Source organism: Pseudomonas sp. NFXW11 (assembly GCF_049887815.1).
GTDB lineage: Bacteria > Pseudomonadota > Gammaproteobacteria > Pseudomonadales > Pseudomonadaceae > Aquipseudomonas.
In genome coordinates, this window is sequence record NZ_JAGEKI010000001.1 from 123,516 (window position 1) to 141,954 (window position 18,439).

Below are 18,439 nucleotides of genomic sequence, written 5' to 3' on the forward strand. Positions count from 1 at the left end.
GTTGATCGAGGATGAACATGGACGTTGCCGATGTCGTGGTGCTGCAAGCCAGTTACAGCAACCCGGTGCATGCCGAAGCCATAGGTGTGTTGCTCAATCACTATGCACAGGACCCCATGGGCGGCGCTCAGGCCCTGGCCGCGGATCAGCTGCAGCAACTGCCGGCGGAACTGGCCAAGCGTCCCCAGGCATTCAGCGTGCTGGCGTTTGCCGGCGGTCAGCCGGTGGGCCTGGTGAACTGCTTCGAAGGCTTTTCCACCTTTGCCTGCCGGCCTCTGGTGAATGTCCACGATGTGGTGGTGCTCGACAGTTTTCGCGGCCAGGGCCTGAGCAAGCGCATGCTGCAGAAGGTCGAGGACATCGCCCGTCAGCGCGGCTGCTGCAAGATCACCCTGGAAGTGCTGGAAGGCAATACCCAGGCCCAGGCCGCCTACCGTGCCTGCGGTTTTGCCGACGCCATGCTCGATCCCGCCCATGGTCGCATGCTGTTCTGGAACAAGGCCCTGTAACCCCTCAGCCCTGTTTTGAATGGAGGCACCGGCTCGGGTGCCAACGCCCCGGGGCTAGAGATCCTGCTGCGCCGGGTCGAGCCTGGGGAACACCAGGCGGAACTCGGTCAGCTGCTGGGGAATGCTGCTGGCCTCGGCCCGCCCGCCATGCAGGGTCATGATCGAGCGCACGATCGCCAGGCCCAGGCCGGTGCCGCCTTCGACCCGGGTGCGGCCGCTGTCGACCCGGTAGAAGCGCTCGAACAGGTGGGGCAGGTGGCTGGCGCCGATACCCGGCCCGGGATTGCTCACGCACAGGCTCACCGTCTGTTCCTGGCGCTCGATCCGCAGCTCGATGCAGCTGTGTTCGGGGCTGTGGCGGATGGCATTGGACAGCAGGTTGGAAATCGCCCGCTGGAGCATCAGCCGATCGCCCAGGACCCAGGCGTCGCCGTCCAGGTGCAATTGCAGTTGCTTGTCCTCGGCACAGAGGGCGAACAGCTCCATCACCCGCCGGGCTTCCTCACCCAGGGCCACGCGGGTGAAGCGCGCCTGGGATGCTGGCTGGCTGACCTGGGCCAGGAACAGCATGTCGGCGACAATCCGCGTGACCCGCTCCAGTTCCTCGATGCTGGCTTCCAGCACGGCTTTGTATTCTTCCGGCGGACGCTCGCGGGACAGGGTCACCTGGGCCTTGCCCATCAGGTTGCTGATGGGCGAGCGCAGCTCGTGGGCCAGGTCGTCGGAGAACTGCGACAGGCGCTGCACACCGCCATCCAGGCGCTGCAGCATGACGTTGATGCCCTGGCCCAGTTCCGCCAGTTCCCGGGGCAGGCGCGCAAGGTTCAGGCGATGGCTCAGGTCCTGGGTGCTGACCCTGGCCGCAACCCGACTGAACTGCTGCAGCGGCAGCAGGCCGCGTTGCACCAGCCACCAGGCGCCGATGCCGATCAGCAGCAACAGCAGTGGCAGGGCGATCAGGGTGGAGCGCAGGTAGGCGCTGAGCAGGGCCTGGTCATTGCTGCGATCCAGGCTCAGCACCACCCGCACCAGCTCGCCATTGCGCAGGCCCATGGGTTGCACCGCGCTGAGCAGCTGCTTGCCGCGGCTGTCGCGCCAGTCCCGGTAGCCGCTGCCCGAGCTCTGGCGCAGAGGTGGCGGCAAGGCCTGGCGGGCAAAGCCGCCGACTTCCAGCAGGGGCTCGGCTGCGGGGTCACTGCCGAGGATGCTCAGTTGCAGGTTGTCGTGGCCCATCACCAGGTCCAGCAGGGCGTGGGGGTGAGCGGCCAGGTCGCTGCTCTTGAGATCGCTGAACAGGCTGTGCTGGATCTGCTCCAGCTTGCTGTCCAGGCTCTTGCGCGCCAGGCTGCCCAGCTCGTGGCTCAGGGCCAGGTAGGCCAGGCTCGCCAGCAGCAGCACCAGGGCCGCGCCCATCAGGCTCACGGTGAGGCCCAGGCGCATCGACAGGCTGCTGTTGGCTGGCCTTGCCGCAGGCGGATTCATTGGCGCACTTCCAGCACGTAGCCGACGCCGCGCAGGGTGTGGATCAGCTTGACCTCGCTGGCATCGTCGATCTTGGCCCGCAGGCGGCTGATGGAAACCTCCACCACATTGGTGTCGCAGTCGAAATTCATGTCCCAGACCAGGGAGATGATCTGGGTGCGGGTCAGTACCTCGCCGCTGTGGCGCAACAGCACATGCAGCAGGGTGAATTCCTTGGTGGTCAGGTCGATGCGCCTTGTACCGCGATAGGCGCGGTGGCGACGTGGATCCAGTTGCAGGTCGGCCACTTGCAACACCTGGGTCGGGGTCAGGGGTTCACTGCGGCGGATCAGGGTGCGGACCCGGGCCAGCAACTCGGGAAATTGAAAGGGCTTGACCAGGTAGTCATCGGCGCCCATGTCCAGGCCCCTGACCTTGTCTTCCAGGCGCCCGCGAGCGGTCAGCAGCATGACCCGCGCCGAAGATTGGCCGCGCATCTGTTGCAGCACCTGCCAGCCATCCTGGCCGGGCAGGTTGATATCCAGGATCACCAATTCGTAAGCCTGTTGCCGGATCAGGTGCAAGCCATCCAGGCCATTGTCGGCGCGATCGACCACATAGCCGCTTTCACTCAGGCCCTGGTGCAGGTAGGCCGCGGTCTTGGGTTCGTCTTCAACCACCAGGATGCGCATGGCAAGTTCCTCTTCGAGTACGGCGAATGTTCTTGAATCCCGGGAGGATGAAGCCTGAAGTAACTATAGGGTCAAGAAAATAAGGCAGGCAATTCAATAGATTGGGCTGCTCCGCTGGCTGCAAAGGCCGTGGGCTGGCCATGCTAGTGGAGCTGCGGGTGTTGTGGGGCGCGATGACAAAGTTGTCATTCGCCGCTCATCGGGCTGTTAGAAAAGCCTTGCCAAGGACCATGAAAAAGGCGCCCGAGAGGGCGCCAAACATCCAGTGGCGACAACGGAGCCAGTTGTCGGGGCTGGGTCTTGCTGGGCTGAAGTATCAGGCGTCGGGCTGCTTTTGCTGGGCGTCCGAGGCGGAATAGTGCGGGTCGGCCTTCTGTTGTTCGGCTTTGGCGGTGTTCTGGTTTTGATCGCCATGCACTTGCTGCTGGCTGACGCGGAAGTTGTCGTAGAACTGCTGTACGCGTTCGGAACCGCCTTCGGCAAACGCTGCACTGGAACCGACCAGAACCAGGCCGCCGAGAAGGAGAGTCGAGAGTTTCATGCTGTATTTCCTGCTTAAGAGTGTTCGGTACTTGTTCCATCCCTGCACAACAAGCGAGGTGGGAAGTCTTGCCGAAGTCTATTAAGTGAGGGTTAACGACAGCCTGAAGGGGAAATTACATCTTTGACAGGATATGACAGCGGGCCCTTTTTGCCGGCTCCTAACAAGAGGCGTGTTGTTCCAGGGATGGCGTAGGAGCGGGCTTGCCCGCGAAGGCGTCCGCAAGATCGACACAAGGCTTGCGGGCCCTTCGCTGGCAAGCCGGTTCCTACTGCTTGACCACGGCGGTGTCGCCAGGGGCCTTGGGCTTGATCAGGCTGAAATCGATCAGCGGTTTGCTCTGGCGGCCATAGGGGTCGCCGATCAGCAGCGGTCGCGGCTTGAAGCTGTCGCTGACCAGGCTGCGGCTGCGGTCCAGCTGATCGAAGCTCAGGCCCGCGAGGTCGGCCCAGGTGTGCACCAGCTGCGAGCTGCTGTAGGGCCGGCTGAGGTCGGAAGCAAAGCTCCAGTTGTGGCTCTCACGCCATTTCGGTGAGGCCCAGGCCATGAACGGAATGGTATACATCGGCGCCGTCGGCTTGCCTTCGTTACGCCCCAGGGTGTCGTGCCCGGCAGAGTCGAAGACATCTTCGCCGTGGTCCGAAAGGTACAGCAAGAAGCCGTTGGGGTCGGTCTTGGCGTAATCCTTGATCAGGCTGGAAACCACGAAATCGTTGTACAGCACCGCGTTGTCGTAGCTGTTGTAGGTCGGCAACTGATCGTCATGCACGCCGTCCGGCACGCCCTGGCGATCGGTGAATTTGTCGAAGCTCGGCGGGTAGCGGTACTGGTAGCTCATATGGGTGCCCAGCAGGTGCACCACGATGAACTTGCGTGGGGCACTGTCGGCCAGGGCCTTGCTGAAGGGCTCGAGCACATCGCCGTCATATTGGCGGGCGTTCTGGTTGCGGTTGTTGTTCAGGTACACCTGCTCGTCCGCCTGCTCGGAGAAGGTGGTGAGCATGGTGTTGCGCTTGGTCATGGTCTGCTGGTTGGTGATCCAGTAGGTCTTGTAGCCGGCCTGCTTCATCACGCTGACCAGGGACGGGGTCTTGAGGTACAGGTCGGGGTTTTCTTCGTCGGCGAAGGTCAGTACCTGTTGCAGCGCTTCGATGGTGTAGGGGCGCGGGGTGATGACATTGTTGAACACCGCCAGCTGGTCCTTGAGCTTGTCCAGTTCCGGGGTGGTCTGGCGCGGGTAGCCGTAGAGGCTCATGCGCTGGCGGTTGGTGGATTCGCCGATTACCAGCACCAGGGTCGCCGGCTGGTTGGCCATGCTGTCCTTGAGATTGGTCAAGGGCGGGATTTTGCTCACGCTGTCGAGCATGCCTTGCATGTTGTCCAGCTGTTCGCGGTAGCGACGATAGGCAATCACCATCTGCCAGGGCACGGCAGGCTCGATGCGAGTTTCGAATTTCTCCAGGCCATCGCTGAGGTTGTCGGTACGCGACAACTGCTTGACCAGTGGATAACCAACGACGGCCACCAGAATCGCCACTGCGGCCGCCAGGGCCTGCAAGCGTGGCAGGTAGACCGGGCGTACGCGGGTCCAGAGGAAGAAGGCCAGGGCGCTGTGGGCAAGAAATGCCAGGAGCATCCACCAGGCGAAGTATTGAGTCAGGTACTCGGCGGCTTCCGAGGGATTGGACTCGAACATGATGAAGATGACGCTTTGCGAGAATTCCTGCTGGTAGACGAAGAAGTAGCCCAGGCTGGCCATGGAGCACAGCCAGAGCACCACGCCTATCACCGCAGCCATGACTCGACTCTGCCTGGGGAACAGCAGCATCGGCGCAAGCCAGAGGGCACTCATGAAGAAGGCTTGGCGAAAGCCGGTGAAGCCCGAAGTGTCGGTGAGTTGGATCAGCAGTTGGGTGATGCCGGAGAAGTACCAGAAGAACAGGAACTGCCAGAGCAGGCCCATCCAGTCAAAACCCTTCGCAGTCGTAGCGCTGCGCTTGAACAAAGCCATTATCAGTGTGCTCCCCCGGGAAACCGTGATCATCGTGCGCCGAGGCGGCGCGGCAAATGACGGCCGCCGAGAACTGCATGGCGGCCACAATGGCCGGGAGTATCAACAGATACATGTGAAAAGTTTGTCGACCTGGCGTAGCTATTTTGTACGTTCTGGCTGATTGCCGATAAGGGCGCCCAGGCAGCCAGGGCAGACAGGCGGACGCAGGCCGGGCCTGCGTTCGGGGCGAGGTTCAGCGTGCGACGGGGCGCGGCAGTGCGGGGGCGGGTGCCAGGCCCTGGTGCTGCAACAGCTGGCGCAATTGTGCGAGCTCTTGTTGCAATTGGTCGCGTTGCTCCTGGAGTTGGCGCAATTCGTCACGGCGGATAGTGACGTAGAGGGTCTGTGCAGGTCGTGCCGGTAGTGCTGTGCCCATTGCTTCACCTCGCAAATGGCGGCTCTGAACTATGCTTGGCTGTCCGCATCCCTTGCGCCAGGCATCATCTCAGGCCGTGTGAAAACTACTGCGTTTGACAATACTGCGTTAAAAACAGCCTCGGAATGCTCATTTACAGCCAGTAAACTCCGCTTCCTCGCCTGTTTTTGCCTTGTCTTGTCTTCACTCGTGACGTTTTCACGCAGCCTGATACGCGGCAATTTTATTTATTTTTCCAGCAAAGGGAACTTATTTATTTTCCGGGGTCGCTGTGTCCTGCAGGTGATGGGTGTCGATATCCAGCCAATGCTTGGGAAACTTCATGGGCAGCCTTGGGACTAATCTTCAATCTGACCCTGCCAGTTCGGGCGTTTGCACGGCTTCTTCAGCGCAGTCGACGGCAGAAACTGTTCTTTGGTCAGAAGATTGCGCTGTCTTGGGGCATTTTGCCTTGTATAGTTGCGTCCCTTGAAGCGGCACCCGGCCCGACGGGCCACCTATTTTTGATTTGAATTTTTTGCAGTAGGAGCATCAGCACATGCAACTGGGGATTATTGGACTGGGCCGCATGGGCGGCAATATTGCACGGCGCCTGATGCTCAATGGGCACGAGACCGTGGTCTTTGACCGCAACGGCGATTTCGTCAGCACCCTGGCCGCTGAAGGCGCCAAGGGCGTTGCCGACCTGCCGGCCCTGGTGGCAGGCCTGGACGCACCCCGCGCGGTGTGGGTGATGCTGCCGGCCGGCGCGCCCACCGAAGAGACCATCGACACCCTGAGCCAGTTGCTGGAACCGGGGGATGTGATCATCGACGGTGGCAACACCTACTACAAGGACGACATTCGCCGCGCCCGGGACCTGGCGCAAAAGGGCCTGAAGTATATAGATGTGGGGACATCCGGCGGTGTCTGGGGCCTGGAGCGCGGCTATTGCATGATGATCGGCGGCGACGCTGCCGAAGTGCTGCGCCTGGACCCGCTGTTTGCCGCCCTGGCCCCGGGCATGGGCGACATTCCCCGGACCAAGGACCGGGTGGCCGCCGATGACCGTGCCGAGCGTGGCTATATCCACGCCGGCCCCGCCGGTGCCGGGCACTTCGTCAAGATGATCCACAACGGCATCGAGTACGGCATGATGCAGGCCTTCGCCGAGGGCTTCGACATTCTTAAGACCAAGTCGTCGGAGCTGCTGCCGGAAGACCAGCGTTTCGACCTCAATGTGGCGGATATCGCCGAAGTCTGGCGCCGTGGCAGCGTGGTTTCCTCCTGGTTGCTGGACCTTACCGCCGATGCCCTGGCCAGCGATCCCAAGCTCGATGGTTTCTCCGGTTCGGTGGCCGACAGTGGCGAAGGGCGCTGGACCATCGAGGCCGCCATGGAACAAGCGGTGCCGGTACCGGTGCTGTCCAACTCGCTGTTTTCCCGCTATCGCTCCCGCGGCCAGGGCACCTACGGTGACAAGGTGCTGTCGGCCATGCGCTTCGGCTTTGGCGGCCATGTGGAGACTCCCAAGAAATGACCGCTACGCGAAAGAAGTCCAAGGCGTTGCCAGCGCCGGCGACCACGCTGTTCCTGTTCGGTGCCCGTGGTGATCTGGTCAAGCGCCTGCTGATGCCGGCGCTGTACAACCTGAGCCGCGACGGCCTGCTGGACGAGGGACTGCGGATTGTCGGGGTTGACCACAACGCCCTGAGCGACCAGCAGTTCGTTGGCTTGCTGGAAGACTTCCTTCGCGATCAGGTACTGGGCAAGCAGGGCCAGGGGGCCGCGCTGGACGCCGCCGTCTGGGCCCGCCTGACCCGGGGCATCAGTTATGTCCAGGGCGACTTCCAGGACCCCTCCACCTACGCTGAACTGGCGGCGCGAATCGCCGCCAGCGGCACCGGCAATGCGGTGTTCTACCTGGCCACCGCGCCGCGTTTCTTCAGTGAGGTGGTGCAGCGCCTGGGGGCTGCGGGGTTGCTGGAGGAGGGGCCCGAGGCCTTTCGCCGGGTGGTGATCGAAAAACCCTTCGGTTCCGACCTGCAAACCGCCGAGACCCTCAACGCCTGCCTGCTCAAGGTCATGAGCGAGAAACAGATCTATCGCATCGACCATTACCTGGGCAAGGAAACCGTCCAGAACATCTTGGTCAGCCGTTTTTCCAACAGCCTGTTCGAGGCCTTCTGGAATAACCATTACATCGACCACGTGCAGATCACTGCGGCGGAAACCGTCGGGGTGGAAACCCGTGGCAGCTTTTATGAACACACCGGCGCCCTGCGTGACATGGTGCCCAACCACCTGTTCCAGCTGCTGGCGATGGTGGCCATGGAGCCCCCTGCGGCCTTCGGCGCCGATGCGGTGCGCGGAGAAAAGGCCAAGGTGGTGGGGGCGATCCGCCCCTGGTCGCTGGAAGAGGCCCGGGCCAACTCGGTGCGTGGCCAATACGCTGCGGGCGAAGTGGCCGGCAAACCCCTGGCGGGTTACCGCGAGGAAGCCAATGTGGCGCCTGACAGCAACACCGAGACCTATGTCGCGCTCAAGGTGATGATCGACAACTGGCGCTGGGTCGGCGTGCCATTCTACCTGCGTACCGGCAAGCGCATGAGCATCCGCGATACCGAGATCGTCATCTGCTTCAAGCCGGCGCCCTATGCGCAGTTCCGCGACACCGAGGTCGAGCGCCTGCAGCCGACCTACCTGCGGATCCAGATCCAGCCCAATGAGGGCATGTGGTTCGACCTGCTGGCGAAAAAGCCCGGGCCGAGCCTGGACATGGCCAATATCGAGCTGGGTTTTGCCTACCGGGATTTCTTCGAGATGCAGCCGTCCACCGGCTACGAAACCCTGATCTATGACTGCCTGATCGGCGACCAGACGCTGTTTCAGCGGGCCGACAATATCGAGAACGGCTGGCGTGCGGTGCAGCCGTTCCTCGACGCCTGGAAGGAGGACGCCCGGGTGGAAAACTACCCGGCGGGCGCCGACGGTCCACAGGCCGGCGATGAACTGCTGGCCCGTGATGGCCGGGTGTGGCGGGCCCTGGGGTAAAGGGACAGGCGCCAGGCCTGGGTATCAACGGCTGCAACCCGGAAGACCGCGCGGCACCGGCCATCCGGCGCTAGCTGCTGCAGCGTCGATGGCCCCGAGCGCCGCTTGTGCCTACAGCCAGTAGCTCACCGCGTACCAGCCCAACAGGCCCATCACCACCGTGTAGGGCAGGGCCATCCACACCATCCGGCCATAGGACAGGCGCACCAGCGGTGCAATCGCCGAGGTCAGCAGGAACAGGAAGGCCGCCTGGCCATTGGGGGTGGCGACGCTGGGCAGGTTGGTGCCGGTATTGATGGCGATGGCCAGGGTCTCGAAGTGTTCGCGGCTCATCAAGCCGGCGGCGAAGGCCTGTTTCACCTCAGTGATATAGATGGTGGCGACGAACACATTGTCGCTGATGGCCGACAGCAGGCCGTTGGCGATGAACAGCATGCCTGGTTGCTGGTCCGCCGGCAGGGCCAGCACCCAGTGAATCAGCGGCACGAACAGCTGCTGCTGATGAATCACCGCGACCACGGCGAAAAACACCACCAGCAACGAGGTGAAGGGCATGGCGTCCTTGAAGGCGTTGCCCAGGCGGTGTTCGTCGGTGATGCCGGTGAAGGCGGTGATCAGCACTATTACCAACAGGCCGATCAGCCCGACTTCGGCCACATGCAGGGCCAGGCCGAGAATCAGGATCAGCGCCGCCAGGCCCTGCACCAGCAGTGCTGCACGTTGTCGGGCGCTGCGCTGGGCATCGTCTTCGGCGGCGTAGTTGGCCAGCACCTGGCGCACATTGTCCGGCAGCAGGGTGCCGTAGCCGAACCAGCGCAGCTTCTCCAGCAGTACGCAGGTGATCAGCCCGGCGGCCAGCACCGGCAGCGAAACCGGCGCCACCTTGGTCAGGAAGTCGGCGAAGTGCCAGCCCATTTCATGGCCGATCAGCAGGTTCTGTGGCTCGCCCACCAGGGTGCACACGCCGCCCAGGGCGGTGCCCACGGCGCCGTGCATCAGCAGGCTGCGCAGGAAGGCGCGGAACTGCTCCAGGTCCTGGTGGTGCAAGGTTGGCAGTTGCTGATCGTCGCCGTAGCTGCTGTCCTGGCGCGGATCGTTGCCGGAGGCCACCCGGTGGTACACCGAATAGAAACCCACGGCGGCGCTGATGATCACCGCGGTGACGGTCAGGGCATCGAGAAAGGCCGAGAGAAAGGCCGAGAGAAAGCAGAACAGCAGGCTCAGCAGGGCCTTGGAACGCACCCCCAGCAACAACCGGGAGAACAGGAACAGCAGCAGTTCCTTCATGAAATAGATGCCGGCCACCATGAACATCAGCAGCAGGATCACCGGAAAGTTGTGCACCAGTTCGTCGTACAGCGCCTGGGGCGTGGCCATGCCCAGCAGCAGCGCCTCCACCAGCAGCAGGCCGCCGGGCATCAGCGGATAGCATTTGAGGGCCATGGCCAGGGTGAAGATGAACTCGACCACCAGGCACCAACCGGCCGCCGCCGGGCTGACGCAGAAGAACAGCAGCGGGTTGAGCAGCAGGAAGGCAATGATGCTTGCCTTGTACCAGCGGGGGGAGTGGCCAAGAAAATTGTGCGCGAACGCCTGGGCCATTGAGCCGGACATGGGCTGCTCCTGGAATATAAGAAGCGCGCAACTTGCCGCATGGCGGATCGAGAATCAAGAAACAATGAAATCTTTTGCCACAATTATCGCCCTCCCATGTAATCGGCGCGACGACCCCGCGACGACCCCGCAGAACCCACGTAGGAGCCGGCTTGCCGGCGAAGAGGCCCGCAAGAGTTGCACAAAGCTCAGGGACGCCTTCGCGGGCAAGCCCGCTCCTACGAATGTGGTGCCGCCGGGGTAGCTTGTGTAGAAGGGCGGCTGTCAGTCTGCTCGCTTGGCCACCAGGGTCAGGATGTCGTAGCTGGCCACCAGCTCGCCCAACTGGTTGCTGACTTCCACATCCCAGGCCACGACGCCCTGCGGGGTGCCCTGGGGGCTTTGCTTGCCCTGGTCGATCTTGCGCTTGCAGGTCAGCCGCGCCTGCAGGGTGTCGCCAATGCCCACCGGGTTGATAAAGCGCAGGGTGTCGAGGCCATAGTTGGCCAGCACTGGCCCCGGCCCAGGGGAGACGAACAGCCCGGCCGCCGCCGACAGCACGAAGTAGCCATGGGCGATGCGCTTGCCGAATTGCGAGTCCTTGGCGGCGATTTCATCGAAGTGCATATAGAAGTGGTCACCCGACAGGCAGCCGAAGTTCACCAGGTCGGCCTCGGTCACGGTACGCCTGTGGGTCAGCAGGGATTCGCCGATGCGCAGGTCCTGGAAGTGCCGGCGGAAGGGGTGAACCTCGGTTTCGATGACCCGGGCGCCGCGGATGTGCTCGCCAGTGATGGCCGCCAGCATGCTTGGCGAGCCCTGGATCGCCGCTCGTTGCAGGTAGTGCTTGACCGCCCGCAAACCGCCGAGCTCCTCGCCGCCGCCGGCGCGCCCCGGGCCGCCGTGCTTGAGCTGTGGCAGCGGCGAGCCATGGCCGGTGGACTCGGCGGCGCACTCGCGATCGAGCACCAGCAAGCGGCCATGCCAGGCCGCTGCCCGGGGCACGACCTGGGCGGCGATTTTCGGGTCGGCGGTGACCAGGCTGGCCACCAGGCTGCCCTTGCCCCGGGCGGCCAGGTCCAAGGCCTGCTCCAGGTCGTCGTAGGCCATCAGGGTGCTGACCGGGCCAAAGGCCTCGATATCGTGGGCGCCGCCCGCGGCCAGCGGATCACGGGACAGCAACAGGGTCGGAGCGAAGAAGGCGCCCTGGTCGACGTTAGTGCCGCGGGGCTCGAAACCGTCCCGGGCGCCGAACAGCAGGTCGCTGCTGTGCAGAAGGCTTTCCAGGCGCGCGGCCACATCCCGCTGTTGCTCGTGGGAGGCCAGGGCCCCCATGCGCACGCCCTCCAGCGACGGATCGCCAACCACTACCTTGGCCAGGCGCTCGCGCAGGCCCGCCGCCACGGCGTCCAGTTGCTTGGCCGGCACCAGGGCGCGGCGAATGGCGGTGCATTTCTGCCCGGCCTTGACCGTCATTTCCCGCACCACCTCCTTGATGAACAGTTCGAACTCCGGCTGCTCCGGGGTGACGTCCGGGGCCAGGATCGCGCAGTTCAGCGAATCGGCCTCGGCATTGAAGGGCACCGAATGGCGGATCAGGTTGGGGTTGGCCCGCAGCGTGGCGGCAGTCTGCGCGGAGCCGGTGAAGGTCACCAGGTCCTGGCCTTGCAGGCGGTCCAGCAGGTCGCCGCTGCTGCCGATCACCAGTTGCAGGCTGCCGGTGGGCAACAGCCCGGACTGGTGCATCAGGCGCACCGCCGCTTCGGTCAGGTAGCTGGTGGCGCTGGCCGGCTTGACGATGCAGGGCATGCCGGCCAGGAAGCACGGGGCGAACTTTTCCAGCATGCCCCAGATGGGAAAGTTGAAGGCGTTGATATGCACCGCCACGCCGCCACGGGGCACCAGGATATGGCTGCCGGCGAAGCTGCCGAGCTTGCTCAGGGGCATTGCCGGCCCTTCGTGCAGCAGGTTGCCCGAGGGCAGTTCACGGGCGCCGAGGCCGGCGTAGCTGAACAGGGTGGCGTTGCCGCCCTCGATATCGATCCAGCTGTCGGCGCGGGTGGCGCCGCTGTGGTGGGACAGGGCATAGAGCTGCTCCTTGTGCTCGGCCAGATACAGCGCCAGGGCCTTGAGGCAGCGCGCCCGCTGCTGGAAGTCCAGGGCCTGCAGGGCGCGGCTGCCGTGCTGGCGGCCATGCTCCAGGGCCTCAGCGAAATCCAGCGGTTCTTCATGGGTGCGGGCGACCTCGCGCCCGTCGATGGCGCTGCGCAGGGACTGGGCCGGGTGCTGGCCGACCCAGCGACCGGCGATCAAGCTTTGCAGGATGGAAGGCTGTGGCATGGGAAATTCTCCGCGGGGTAGGTCGAGGCCGAATGCGGCGTTATCCGCATTCGGCGGTGGATCAGTGATGGCTGGCACCGACGGCGCCGATACCGGTCATGGAACGGATGAACTGCGCCTGGTAGCGCCCGCGTTCCAGTTCGGCCCGGGGCGAGCGGTCGCTGACGGAACAGGCCCAGGCGCAGAAGAACGCCAGGCTCATGGAAAACAGCGCCGGGTTGGAGTAGGGGAACAGCGCCTGGGGATGCTGCAGCAGGTTGACCCAGACCACCGGGCTGAGGATCAGCAGCACAATCGCCGAGAGCAACCCTGCCAGGCTGCCGCACACCGCGCCACGGGTGGTCAGGCCCTTCCAGAACATCGAGAGAAACAGCACCGGGAAATTCACCGAAGCGGCGATGGCCAGTACCAGCCCCGAGAGAAAGGCGATGTTCTGCGACTCGAACAGCAGCCCGAGCAATACCGCCAGGGCGCCGATCACCAGGGTGGCGATGCGCGAGACGCGCATTTCCTCGCGGGCGCCGGCCTGGCCCTTGCGCAGCACGCAGGCATACAGGTCGTGGGACACCGCCGAGGCGCCGGACAACGCCAGCCCGGCCACCACCGCCAGGATGGTGGCGAAGGCCACGGCCGAGATGAACCCCAGGAACAGGTTGCCACCCACGGCCTGGGCCAGGTGCACGGCGATCATATTGGCGCCGCCGATGATTGCGCCGCTGGCGTCGCGGTATTCGGGCTCGGTGCCGACCATGATGATGGCGCCGAAGCCGATGACGATCAGCAGCAGGTAGAAGTAGCCGATGAAACCGGTGGCGTAGAACACGCTCTTGCGCGCTTCCCGGGCGTCGCTGACGGTGAAGAAACGCATCAGGATATGCGGCAGCCCGGCGGTGCCGAACATCATGCCCAGCCCCAGGGAAATGGCATCGACCGGGTTCGACAGCAGCCCGCCCGGGGCCATGATCGCGCTGCCCTTGGCGTGCACCGCGCTGGCCTGGGCGAACAGCGCCTCGCTGCTGAAACCGAAATGCCTGAGCACCATGAAGGCCATGAAGCTGGTGCCTGCCAGCAGCATCACCGCCTTGATGATCTGCACCCAGGTGGTGGCCAGCATGCCGCCGAAGGCCACGTAGCAGACCATCAGCAAGCCCACCAGGGTGACCGCGTACAGGTAGCTGATGCCGAACAGCAGCTCGATCAGCTTGCCGGCGCCGACCATCTGCGCCACCAGGTACATCAGCGCCACGGTCAGGGTGCCGAAGGCCGAGGTCAGGCGCACCGGGGTCTGCGCCAGGCGGTAGGAAACCACGTCGGCGAAGGTGTAGGTGCCCAGGTTGCGCAGGCGCTCGGCGATCAGGAACAGGATGATCGGCCAGCCGGCCAGGACCCCCAGGGCATACAGCAGGCCGTCATAGCCGTTGAGGAACATCATCGCCGAGATGCCGAGGAAGGACGCCGCGGAGATCATGTCGCCGGCGATCGCCAGGCCATTCTGCAGGCCGCTCATGCCGCCACCTGCGGTATAGAAGTCGCGGGCGGAGCGGGTGCGCAGGGCGGCCCAGCGGGTGATGCCGAGGGTCAGCAGGACAAACACCAGGAACATGCCGATGGCGTTCCAGTTCAATGGCCGCGACCCTGCGTCGGCCGCCAGGGCCAGGTCGCTGGCCAGCAGGCCGGGTAGCAGGAGCATCCCTGCACCGCGCTTCATGACTGGCACTCGCGCTTGAGCCGGGCGTTCAGCGGATCGAGCCGGCGGTTGCTGTAGTGCACATAGAAGCCGGTGAGGGCGATGGCCAGCACAATCATCGCCACGCCCACCGGCATGCCGATGCTGGTGGCGCCGCCGGACAGCGAGCGCCCCAGCAGGCCGGGGTGGAAGGCCACCAGCAGCACGAAACCGTAGTAGGCCAGGAGCATGATCAGGGTCAGGGACCAGTACAGGCGCTGCTTGCGCCGCACCAGCTGGATGAAATCCGGGTGGCGGGTGATGTGCTCGATCTGTTGCGGAGTCATGGCACGGTTCTCTCTTGTTGTTGTTGTTGTTGTTGTTGTTGTTGTTGTTGTTGTTGTGGGGCTTCAGGGCTGGTCGAAGTCCAGTACCAGCCGCTCGCTGAGGGGGAAGGACTGGCAGGAAAGGATGTAGCCGGCCGCCACTTCGTAGTCTTCCAGGGCGTGGTTGCTGTCCATTTCCACTTCGCCTTCGATCACCTTGCACTTGCAGGTGGAGCAGACCCCGGCCTTGCACGAGTAGGGCAGGTCGGCGCCCTGGGCATTGCCAGCATCCAGCAGGCTCAGGCTGTTGCGCGGCAGCTCGAAGGCCAGGGCCCGGCCATCGCGGATCAGGGTGACCTGGCTCAACTGCGGGTCGAGGGCCCGGGCAGTTTCCCGGGCCTCGCGCTTGCGGTTGTCGCCGGCGGCCAGGAACAGTTCGCAGTGAATGCGCTCGGCGGCCATGCCACTGGCCCTGAGGCTGTCGCGCACGGTTTCGCTCATGGCCTGGGGGCCGCAGATAAAGGCCGCGTCCAGCTGGTCGACGGCCAGCCAGCGGGCAAACAACTGTTGGCACTTGGTGGCGTCGATCCGGCCGTTGTAGAGGTCGATGTCCTGCTGCTCGCGGCTGAATACCAGCACCAGGTTCAGGCGTTGCAGGTAGCGGTTCTTCAGGTTGGCCAACTGTTCACGGAACAGGGTCGAGGCGCTGGAGCGGTTGCCGTAGACCAGGGTCACCTGGCTCAGCGGCTCGTTTTCCAGGGTGCTCTTGATGATCGAGAGGATCGGCGTGATGCCGCTGCCGGCCGCCACCGCCAGGTACTGACCGCGGCGCGCCGGGTCCAGCGGCACATGGAAGCGCCCGGCCGGGGCCATGACCTCCAGGCTCTGCCCTGGCTTGAGCTGTTCGTTGGCGTAGGCCGAGAAGCGCCCGCCGGCCACCCGTTTTACCGCCACCCGCAGCTCGCCATCGTTGACCCCGCTGCAAATGGAATAGGAGCGACGCACTTCCTCGCCCGCCAGATGGGCCCGCAGCACCAGGTGCTGGCCCTGGGTGAAGTGGAACTGCTGTTGCAACGACTGGGGAATCTCGAAGGCGATGGACACCGCGTCGCGGGTTTCGTGGCGTACATCCTTGATGGTCAGGCGATGAAACTGGCTCATGATGGTTCTCCCCTTGAGCGTCAGGCCGCTCAGATGCACTTGAAGTAGTCGAAGGGCTCCAGGCAGGCGCGGCAGCGATACAGGGCCTTGCAGGCGGTGGAGCCGAATTCGCTGAGGCGCTGGCTGTCGGCGCTGCCGCATTGCGGGCAGTGCACTGCGGGCGCTTCGCCCAGCAGGCTGCGCTTGCTGCTGCCGGACGGTGGCGCGATGCCGTACTGCTGCAGGCGCTGGCGGCCGCGCTGGTTGATCCAGTCGGTGGTCCAGGCCGGAGTCAACTGGCGCAGCAGTCGCGGCGCCTTGAAGCCGGCCTGTTCCAGGGCCTGGCGGATGTCGCTCTCGATCACCTCGGTGGCCGGGCAGCCGGAGTAGGTCGGGGTCACGGCCACCTGCAGGTGGCCCTGGTGCCAGGCCAGGTCGCGGACTATGCCCAGGTCCAGCACGCTGACCACTGGCACTTCCGGGTCCATGACCTGGTCCAGGGCGGCCCAGGCCCGCTCCAGGTCGCCGGGCTGCAGGTCGCGGGCGCCGAGGTCGCTGCCGATCAGCTCACCAGACCGCATCGGGATAGGCTCGCGGCAGTGCTTGCATTTGCGCCAGCAGCGGCCCCAGGTGCTCGCTGTGCAGGCCCTGGCGGGCATCCAGGTAGAAGTGGCTGGGGGCTTCGGGCGGCGTCAGGCTGGCCCGGGCGAACACCGCGTGCAGCGTGGCCTGCCAGCTGTCGGCCACCTGGGCCGGGGCGGCCAGCACACCGGCCTGGTGCAACCGCGTCTCGGCGGCATGCGGAGCCACCAGCTCACCGGTAAAGCGCCATAGCCGGGGGATGGCCTGGAGCATGCGTCGCCGGCTTTCCTCGGTGCCGTCCCCCAGGCGTTCGACCCATTCACTGGAGCGGCGCAGGTGGTAGGTGACCTCCTTGAGGGCCTTGGCGGCAATGCCGGCCACCCGCGGGTCACTGGAGGAGACCAGGCCCTCAAGGGTCGCCAGGTGCCAGGCGTCGTAGAAGAACTGCTTGAGCATGGTCACGGCGAAATCGCCGTTGGGCTGTTCCACCAGCAGCAGGTTGCGGTAGGCCCGTTCATCGCGGCGAAAGGCCAGGTGGTCGGCGTCGCGGCCGTCGGCCAGCAACTCGGCGGCGTAGTCCAGCCAGTTGCGAGCCTGCCCCACCAGGTCGAGGCCGACATTGAGCAGGGCCAGTTCCTCTTCCAGGGCCGGCGCCCGGCCGCACCATTCGCACAATCGCTGGCCCTGGATCAGGGCGCTGTCGCCCAGGCGCAGCAGGTATTCGGGCAGATCGCTTGCAGGGTTCATGGCGGGCCTCACATGTGTCCGACTTCAGGGGGCAGCGGATAGAAGCTGGCGTGGCGGTAGACCTTGTCGTCCGCCGGGTCGAACAGCGGCTCCTTGTCGTCCGGGGAGGAGGCGATGATCTGCGCCGAGGGCACCACCCACAGGCTCACGCCTTCGCTGCGGCGGGTGTAGAGGTCGCGGGCGTTGGCCATGGCCATGGCGTGGTCGGCGGCGTGCACGCTGCCCACATGCTTGTGATTGAGGCCGTGCTTGCTGCGCACGAAAACTTCGTAGAGGGTCCATTGGTTCATGGTCTTGACTCCAGATCAGGCGGGCGCGCCTTCAGGCGGCGTTCTTGTTCTGTTGCTTGCGTGCATGGGCCACGGCGGCGGCCCTGACCCAGGCGCCGTCCTCGATGGCCTGGCGGCGGGTTTCCAGGCGTTCCTCGTTGCAGGGGCCATTGCCCTTGAGCACTTCGTAGAACTCTTGCCAGTGGATCTCGCCGAAATCGTAGTGGCCGCGTTCGGCGTTCCAGCGCACGGCCGGATCGGGGCAGGTGCAGCCCAGCAGCTCCAGCTGCGGGATGGTCTGGTCGACGAAGCGCTGGCGCAGTTCGTCGTTGCTCTGGCGCTTGATCTTCCAGGCCATGGATTGGGCGCTGTTGGGGGAGTCGGCGTCGCTGGGGCCGAACATCATCAGGGCCGGCCACCAGAGGCGATTGATGGCGTCCTGGACCATGTCCTTCTGTGCCTGGTTGCCCTCGCGCATCATGCCGAGGAGGATTTCGTAGCCCTGGCGCTGGTGGAAGCTCTCTTCCTTGCAGATGCGCACCATGGCCCGGGCGTAGGGGCCGTAGGAGGTGCGCTGCAGCACCACCTGGTTGACGATGGCGGCGCCGTCCACCAGCCAGCCGATGGCACCCATGTCGGCCCAGTTCAGGGTCGGGTAGTTGAAGATGCTCGAGTACTTGGCCTGGCCGCTGTGCAGCCGGGCGACTTCTTCGTCGCGGTTGGCGCCCAGGGTTTCCATGGCGCTGTACAGGTACAGGCCGTGACCGGCCTCGTCCTGGATCTTGGCCATCAGTTGCAGCTTGCGCTTGAGGGTCGGGGCGCGGGTCAGCCAGTTGCCTTCGGGCAGCATGCCGACGATCTCTGAATGGGCGTGCTGGGAAATCTGCCGGATCAGCGTCCGGCGATAGGCCTCGGGCATCCAGTTCTTGGCCTCGATCTTGATTTCTGCATCGATCTTTTCCTGGAAGCTGCGCTCCTGCTCGGACATTTCCTCGAGCGGCGTGATGCGCTTGACCCCCGTTTCTACCAACTGTGCGTACATGGAATGCCTCCCGGGTTGCGGGTGTGGGTGAGCCGTTGAAAGGTTATATGTGATACGCAAATAAATATC

At 64.5% G+C, this 18,439-nt stretch carries 17 protein-coding genes; 3 read left to right on the forward strand and 14 right to left on the reverse strand.

What is annotated here, in order from left to right:
- Positions 1-17 precede the first annotated feature (17 nt).
- Complete coding sequence (locus tag J4P02_RS00545; RefSeq protein ID WP_426186506.1) at positions 18-509, forward strand: GNAT family N-acetyltransferase; 492 nt, start codon at positions 18-20, stop codon at positions 507-509.
- Between the two features lie 54 nt (positions 510-563).
- On the opposite strand, the gene J4P02_RS00550 is transcribed toward J4P02_RS00545, so the two are convergent.
- The 5 genes from J4P02_RS00550 to J4P02_RS00570 form a co-directional block, all read right to left on the reverse strand.
- The gene (locus tag J4P02_RS00550) at positions 564-1,991 is read right to left on the reverse strand and encodes a heavy metal sensor histidine kinase (RefSeq protein WP_426186509.1); all 1,428 of its coding nucleotides are present in this window, start codon (positions 1,989-1,991) and stop codon (positions 564-566) included.
- A complete protein-coding gene (locus J4P02_RS00555; protein ID WP_426186512.1) occupies positions 1,988-2,662 on the reverse strand; it encodes a heavy metal response regulator transcription factor in 675 nt (224 codons plus the stop codon). The genes J4P02_RS00550 and J4P02_RS00555 overlap by 4 nt, the downstream gene beginning before the upstream one ends.
- 316 nt (positions 2,663-2,978) lie before the next feature.
- Positions 2,979-3,203, reverse strand: coding sequence for a hypothetical protein (locus J4P02_RS00560; RefSeq protein WP_426186515.1), 225 nt, complete (start codon positions 3,201-3,203; stop codon positions 2,979-2,981).
- Between the two features lie 268 nt (positions 3,204-3,471).
- Entirely contained in the window at positions 3,472-5,214 is a 1,743-nt protein-coding gene (locus J4P02_RS00565) for a phosphoethanolamine transferase CptA (protein ID WP_426186518.1), read from the reverse strand.
- A gap of 235 nt (positions 5,215-5,449) precedes the next feature.
- Positions 5,450-5,632: a DUF6026 family protein gene (locus tag J4P02_RS00570; RefSeq protein WP_426186521.1), complete on the reverse strand. Its 183-nt coding sequence runs from the start codon at positions 5,630-5,632 to the stop codon at positions 5,450-5,452.
- A gap of 538 nt (positions 5,633-6,170) precedes the next feature.
- On the opposite strand from J4P02_RS00570, the gene gnd reads away from it, so the two are divergent.
- Positions 6,171-7,151, forward strand: a complete 981-nt coding sequence (gene gnd, locus J4P02_RS00575) for a phosphogluconate dehydrogenase (NAD(+)-dependent, decarboxylating) (RefSeq protein ID WP_426186524.1) — start codon at positions 6,171-6,173, stop codon at positions 7,149-7,151.
- Complete coding sequence (zwf, locus tag J4P02_RS00580) at positions 7,148-8,665, forward strand: glucose-6-phosphate dehydrogenase (RefSeq protein WP_426186527.1); 1,518 nt, start codon at positions 7,148-7,150, stop codon at positions 8,663-8,665. Before gnd ends, zwf begins: the two co-directional genes overlap by 4 nt.
- Before the next feature lie 111 nt (positions 8,666-8,776).
- Here zwf and nhaB read toward each other — a convergent pair whose 3' ends face one another.
- The 9 genes from nhaB to paaA form a co-directional block, all read right to left on the reverse strand.
- The gene (nhaB, locus tag J4P02_RS00585) at positions 8,777-10,279 is read right to left on the reverse strand and encodes a sodium/proton antiporter NhaB (protein WP_426186530.1); all 1,503 of its coding nucleotides are present in this window, start codon (positions 10,277-10,279) and stop codon (positions 8,777-8,779) included.
- A 264-nt stretch (positions 10,280-10,543) separates the two neighbouring features.
- Positions 10,544-12,598 (reverse strand): phenylacetic acid degradation bifunctional protein PaaZ, encoded by a 2,055-nt coding sequence (gene paaZ / locus J4P02_RS00590; protein WP_426186533.1) that lies wholly within the window; start codon positions 12,596-12,598, stop codon positions 10,544-10,546.
- Between the two features lie 61 nt (positions 12,599-12,659).
- Positions 12,660-14,306, reverse strand: coding sequence for a cation acetate symporter (locus J4P02_RS00595; RefSeq protein ID WP_426186536.1), 1,647 nt, complete (start codon positions 14,304-14,306; stop codon positions 12,660-12,662).
- Complete coding sequence (locus J4P02_RS00600; protein ID WP_426186539.1) at positions 14,303-14,611, reverse strand: DUF485 domain-containing protein; 309 nt, start codon at positions 14,609-14,611, stop codon at positions 14,303-14,305. Before J4P02_RS00600 ends, J4P02_RS00595 begins: the two co-directional genes overlap by 4 nt.
- Before the next feature lie 63 nt (positions 14,612-14,674).
- Positions 14,675-15,751 carry a 1,2-phenylacetyl-CoA epoxidase subunit PaaE gene (gene paaE, locus J4P02_RS00605; protein ID WP_426186542.1) on the reverse strand — a complete coding sequence of 359 codons (1,077 nt, stop codon included), beginning with the start codon at positions 15,749-15,751 and terminating at the stop codon, positions 14,675-14,677.
- Positions 15,752-15,780: 29 nt separating this feature from the next.
- The gene (gene paaD, locus J4P02_RS00610) at positions 15,781-16,311 is read right to left on the reverse strand and encodes a 1,2-phenylacetyl-CoA epoxidase subunit PaaD (protein WP_426186545.1); all 531 of its coding nucleotides are present in this window, start codon (positions 16,309-16,311) and stop codon (positions 15,781-15,783) included.
- Positions 16,298-17,059 (reverse strand): 1,2-phenylacetyl-CoA epoxidase subunit PaaC, encoded by a 762-nt coding sequence (gene paaC / locus J4P02_RS00615; protein ID WP_426186548.1) that lies wholly within the window; start codon positions 17,057-17,059, stop codon positions 16,298-16,300. The genes paaD and paaC overlap by 14 nt, the downstream gene beginning before the upstream one ends.
- Before the next feature lie 8 nt (positions 17,060-17,067).
- Positions 17,068-17,349 carry a 1,2-phenylacetyl-CoA epoxidase subunit PaaB gene (gene paaB / locus J4P02_RS00620; protein ID WP_426186551.1) on the reverse strand — a complete coding sequence of 94 codons (282 nt, stop codon included), beginning with the start codon at positions 17,347-17,349 and terminating at the stop codon, positions 17,068-17,070.
- A gap of 31 nt (positions 17,350-17,380) precedes the next feature.
- Positions 17,381-18,370, reverse strand: coding sequence for a 1,2-phenylacetyl-CoA epoxidase subunit PaaA (gene paaA / locus J4P02_RS00625; protein WP_426186554.1), 990 nt, complete (start codon positions 18,368-18,370; stop codon positions 17,381-17,383).
- Between the last annotated feature and the right edge of the window lie 69 nt (positions 18,371-18,439).

Coding starts and splice junctions, on each gene's coding strand:
- gnd (WP_426186524.1), top strand. CDS start 6,171: ATGCAACTGGGGATTATTGGACTGGGCCGCATGGGCGGCAATATTGCA.
- J4P02_RS00565 (WP_426186518.1), bottom strand. CDS start 5,214: ATGGCTTTGTTCAAGCGCAGCGCTACGACTGCGAAGGGTTTTGACTGG.
- J4P02_RS00555 (WP_426186512.1), bottom strand. CDS start 2,662: ATGCGCATCCTGGTGGTTGAAGACGAACCCAAGACCGCGGCCTACCTG.
- paaD (WP_426186545.1), bottom strand. CDS start 16,311: ATGCGGTCTGGTGAGCTGATCGGCAGCGACCTCGGCGCCCGCGACCTG.
- paaA (WP_426186554.1), bottom strand. CDS start 18,370: ATGTACGCACAGTTGGTAGAAACGGGGGTCAAGCGCATCACGCCGCTC.
- paaZ (WP_426186533.1), bottom strand. CDS start 12,598: ATGCCACAGCCTTCCATCCTGCAAAGCTTGATCGCCGGTCGCTGGGTC.
- J4P02_RS00600 (WP_426186539.1), bottom strand. CDS start 14,611: ATGACTCCGCAACAGATCGAGCACATCACCCGCCACCCGGATTTCATC.
- J4P02_RS00570 (WP_426186521.1), bottom strand. CDS start 5,632: ATGGGCACAGCACTACCGGCACGACCTGCACAGACCCTCTACGTCACT.
- nhaB (WP_426186530.1), bottom strand. CDS start 10,279: ATGTCCGGCTCAATGGCCCAGGCGTTCGCGCACAATTTTCTTGGCCAC.
- J4P02_RS00545 (WP_426186506.1), top strand. CDS start 18: ATGGACGTTGCCGATGTCGTGGTGCTGCAAGCCAGTTACAGCAACCCG.
- J4P02_RS00595 (WP_426186536.1), bottom strand. CDS start 14,306: ATGAAGCGCGGTGCAGGGATGCTCCTGCTACCCGGCCTGCTGGCCAGC.
- paaE (WP_426186542.1), bottom strand. CDS start 15,751: ATGAGCCAGTTTCATCGCCTGACCATCAAGGATGTACGCCACGAAACC.
- paaB (WP_426186551.1), bottom strand. CDS start 17,349: ATGAACCAATGGACCCTCTACGAAGTTTTCGTGCGCAGCAAGCACGGC.
- J4P02_RS00550 (WP_426186509.1), bottom strand. CDS start 1,991: ATGAATCCGCCTGCGGCAAGGCCAGCCAACAGCAGCCTGTCGATGCGC.
- paaC (WP_426186548.1), bottom strand. CDS start 17,059: ATGAACCCTGCAAGCGATCTGCCCGAATACCTGCTGCGCCTGGGCGAC.
- J4P02_RS00560 (WP_426186515.1), bottom strand. CDS start 3,203: ATGAAACTCTCGACTCTCCTTCTCGGCGGCCTGGTTCTGGTCGGTTCC.
- zwf (WP_426186527.1), top strand. CDS start 7,148: ATGACCGCTACGCGAAAGAAGTCCAAGGCGTTGCCAGCGCCGGCGACC.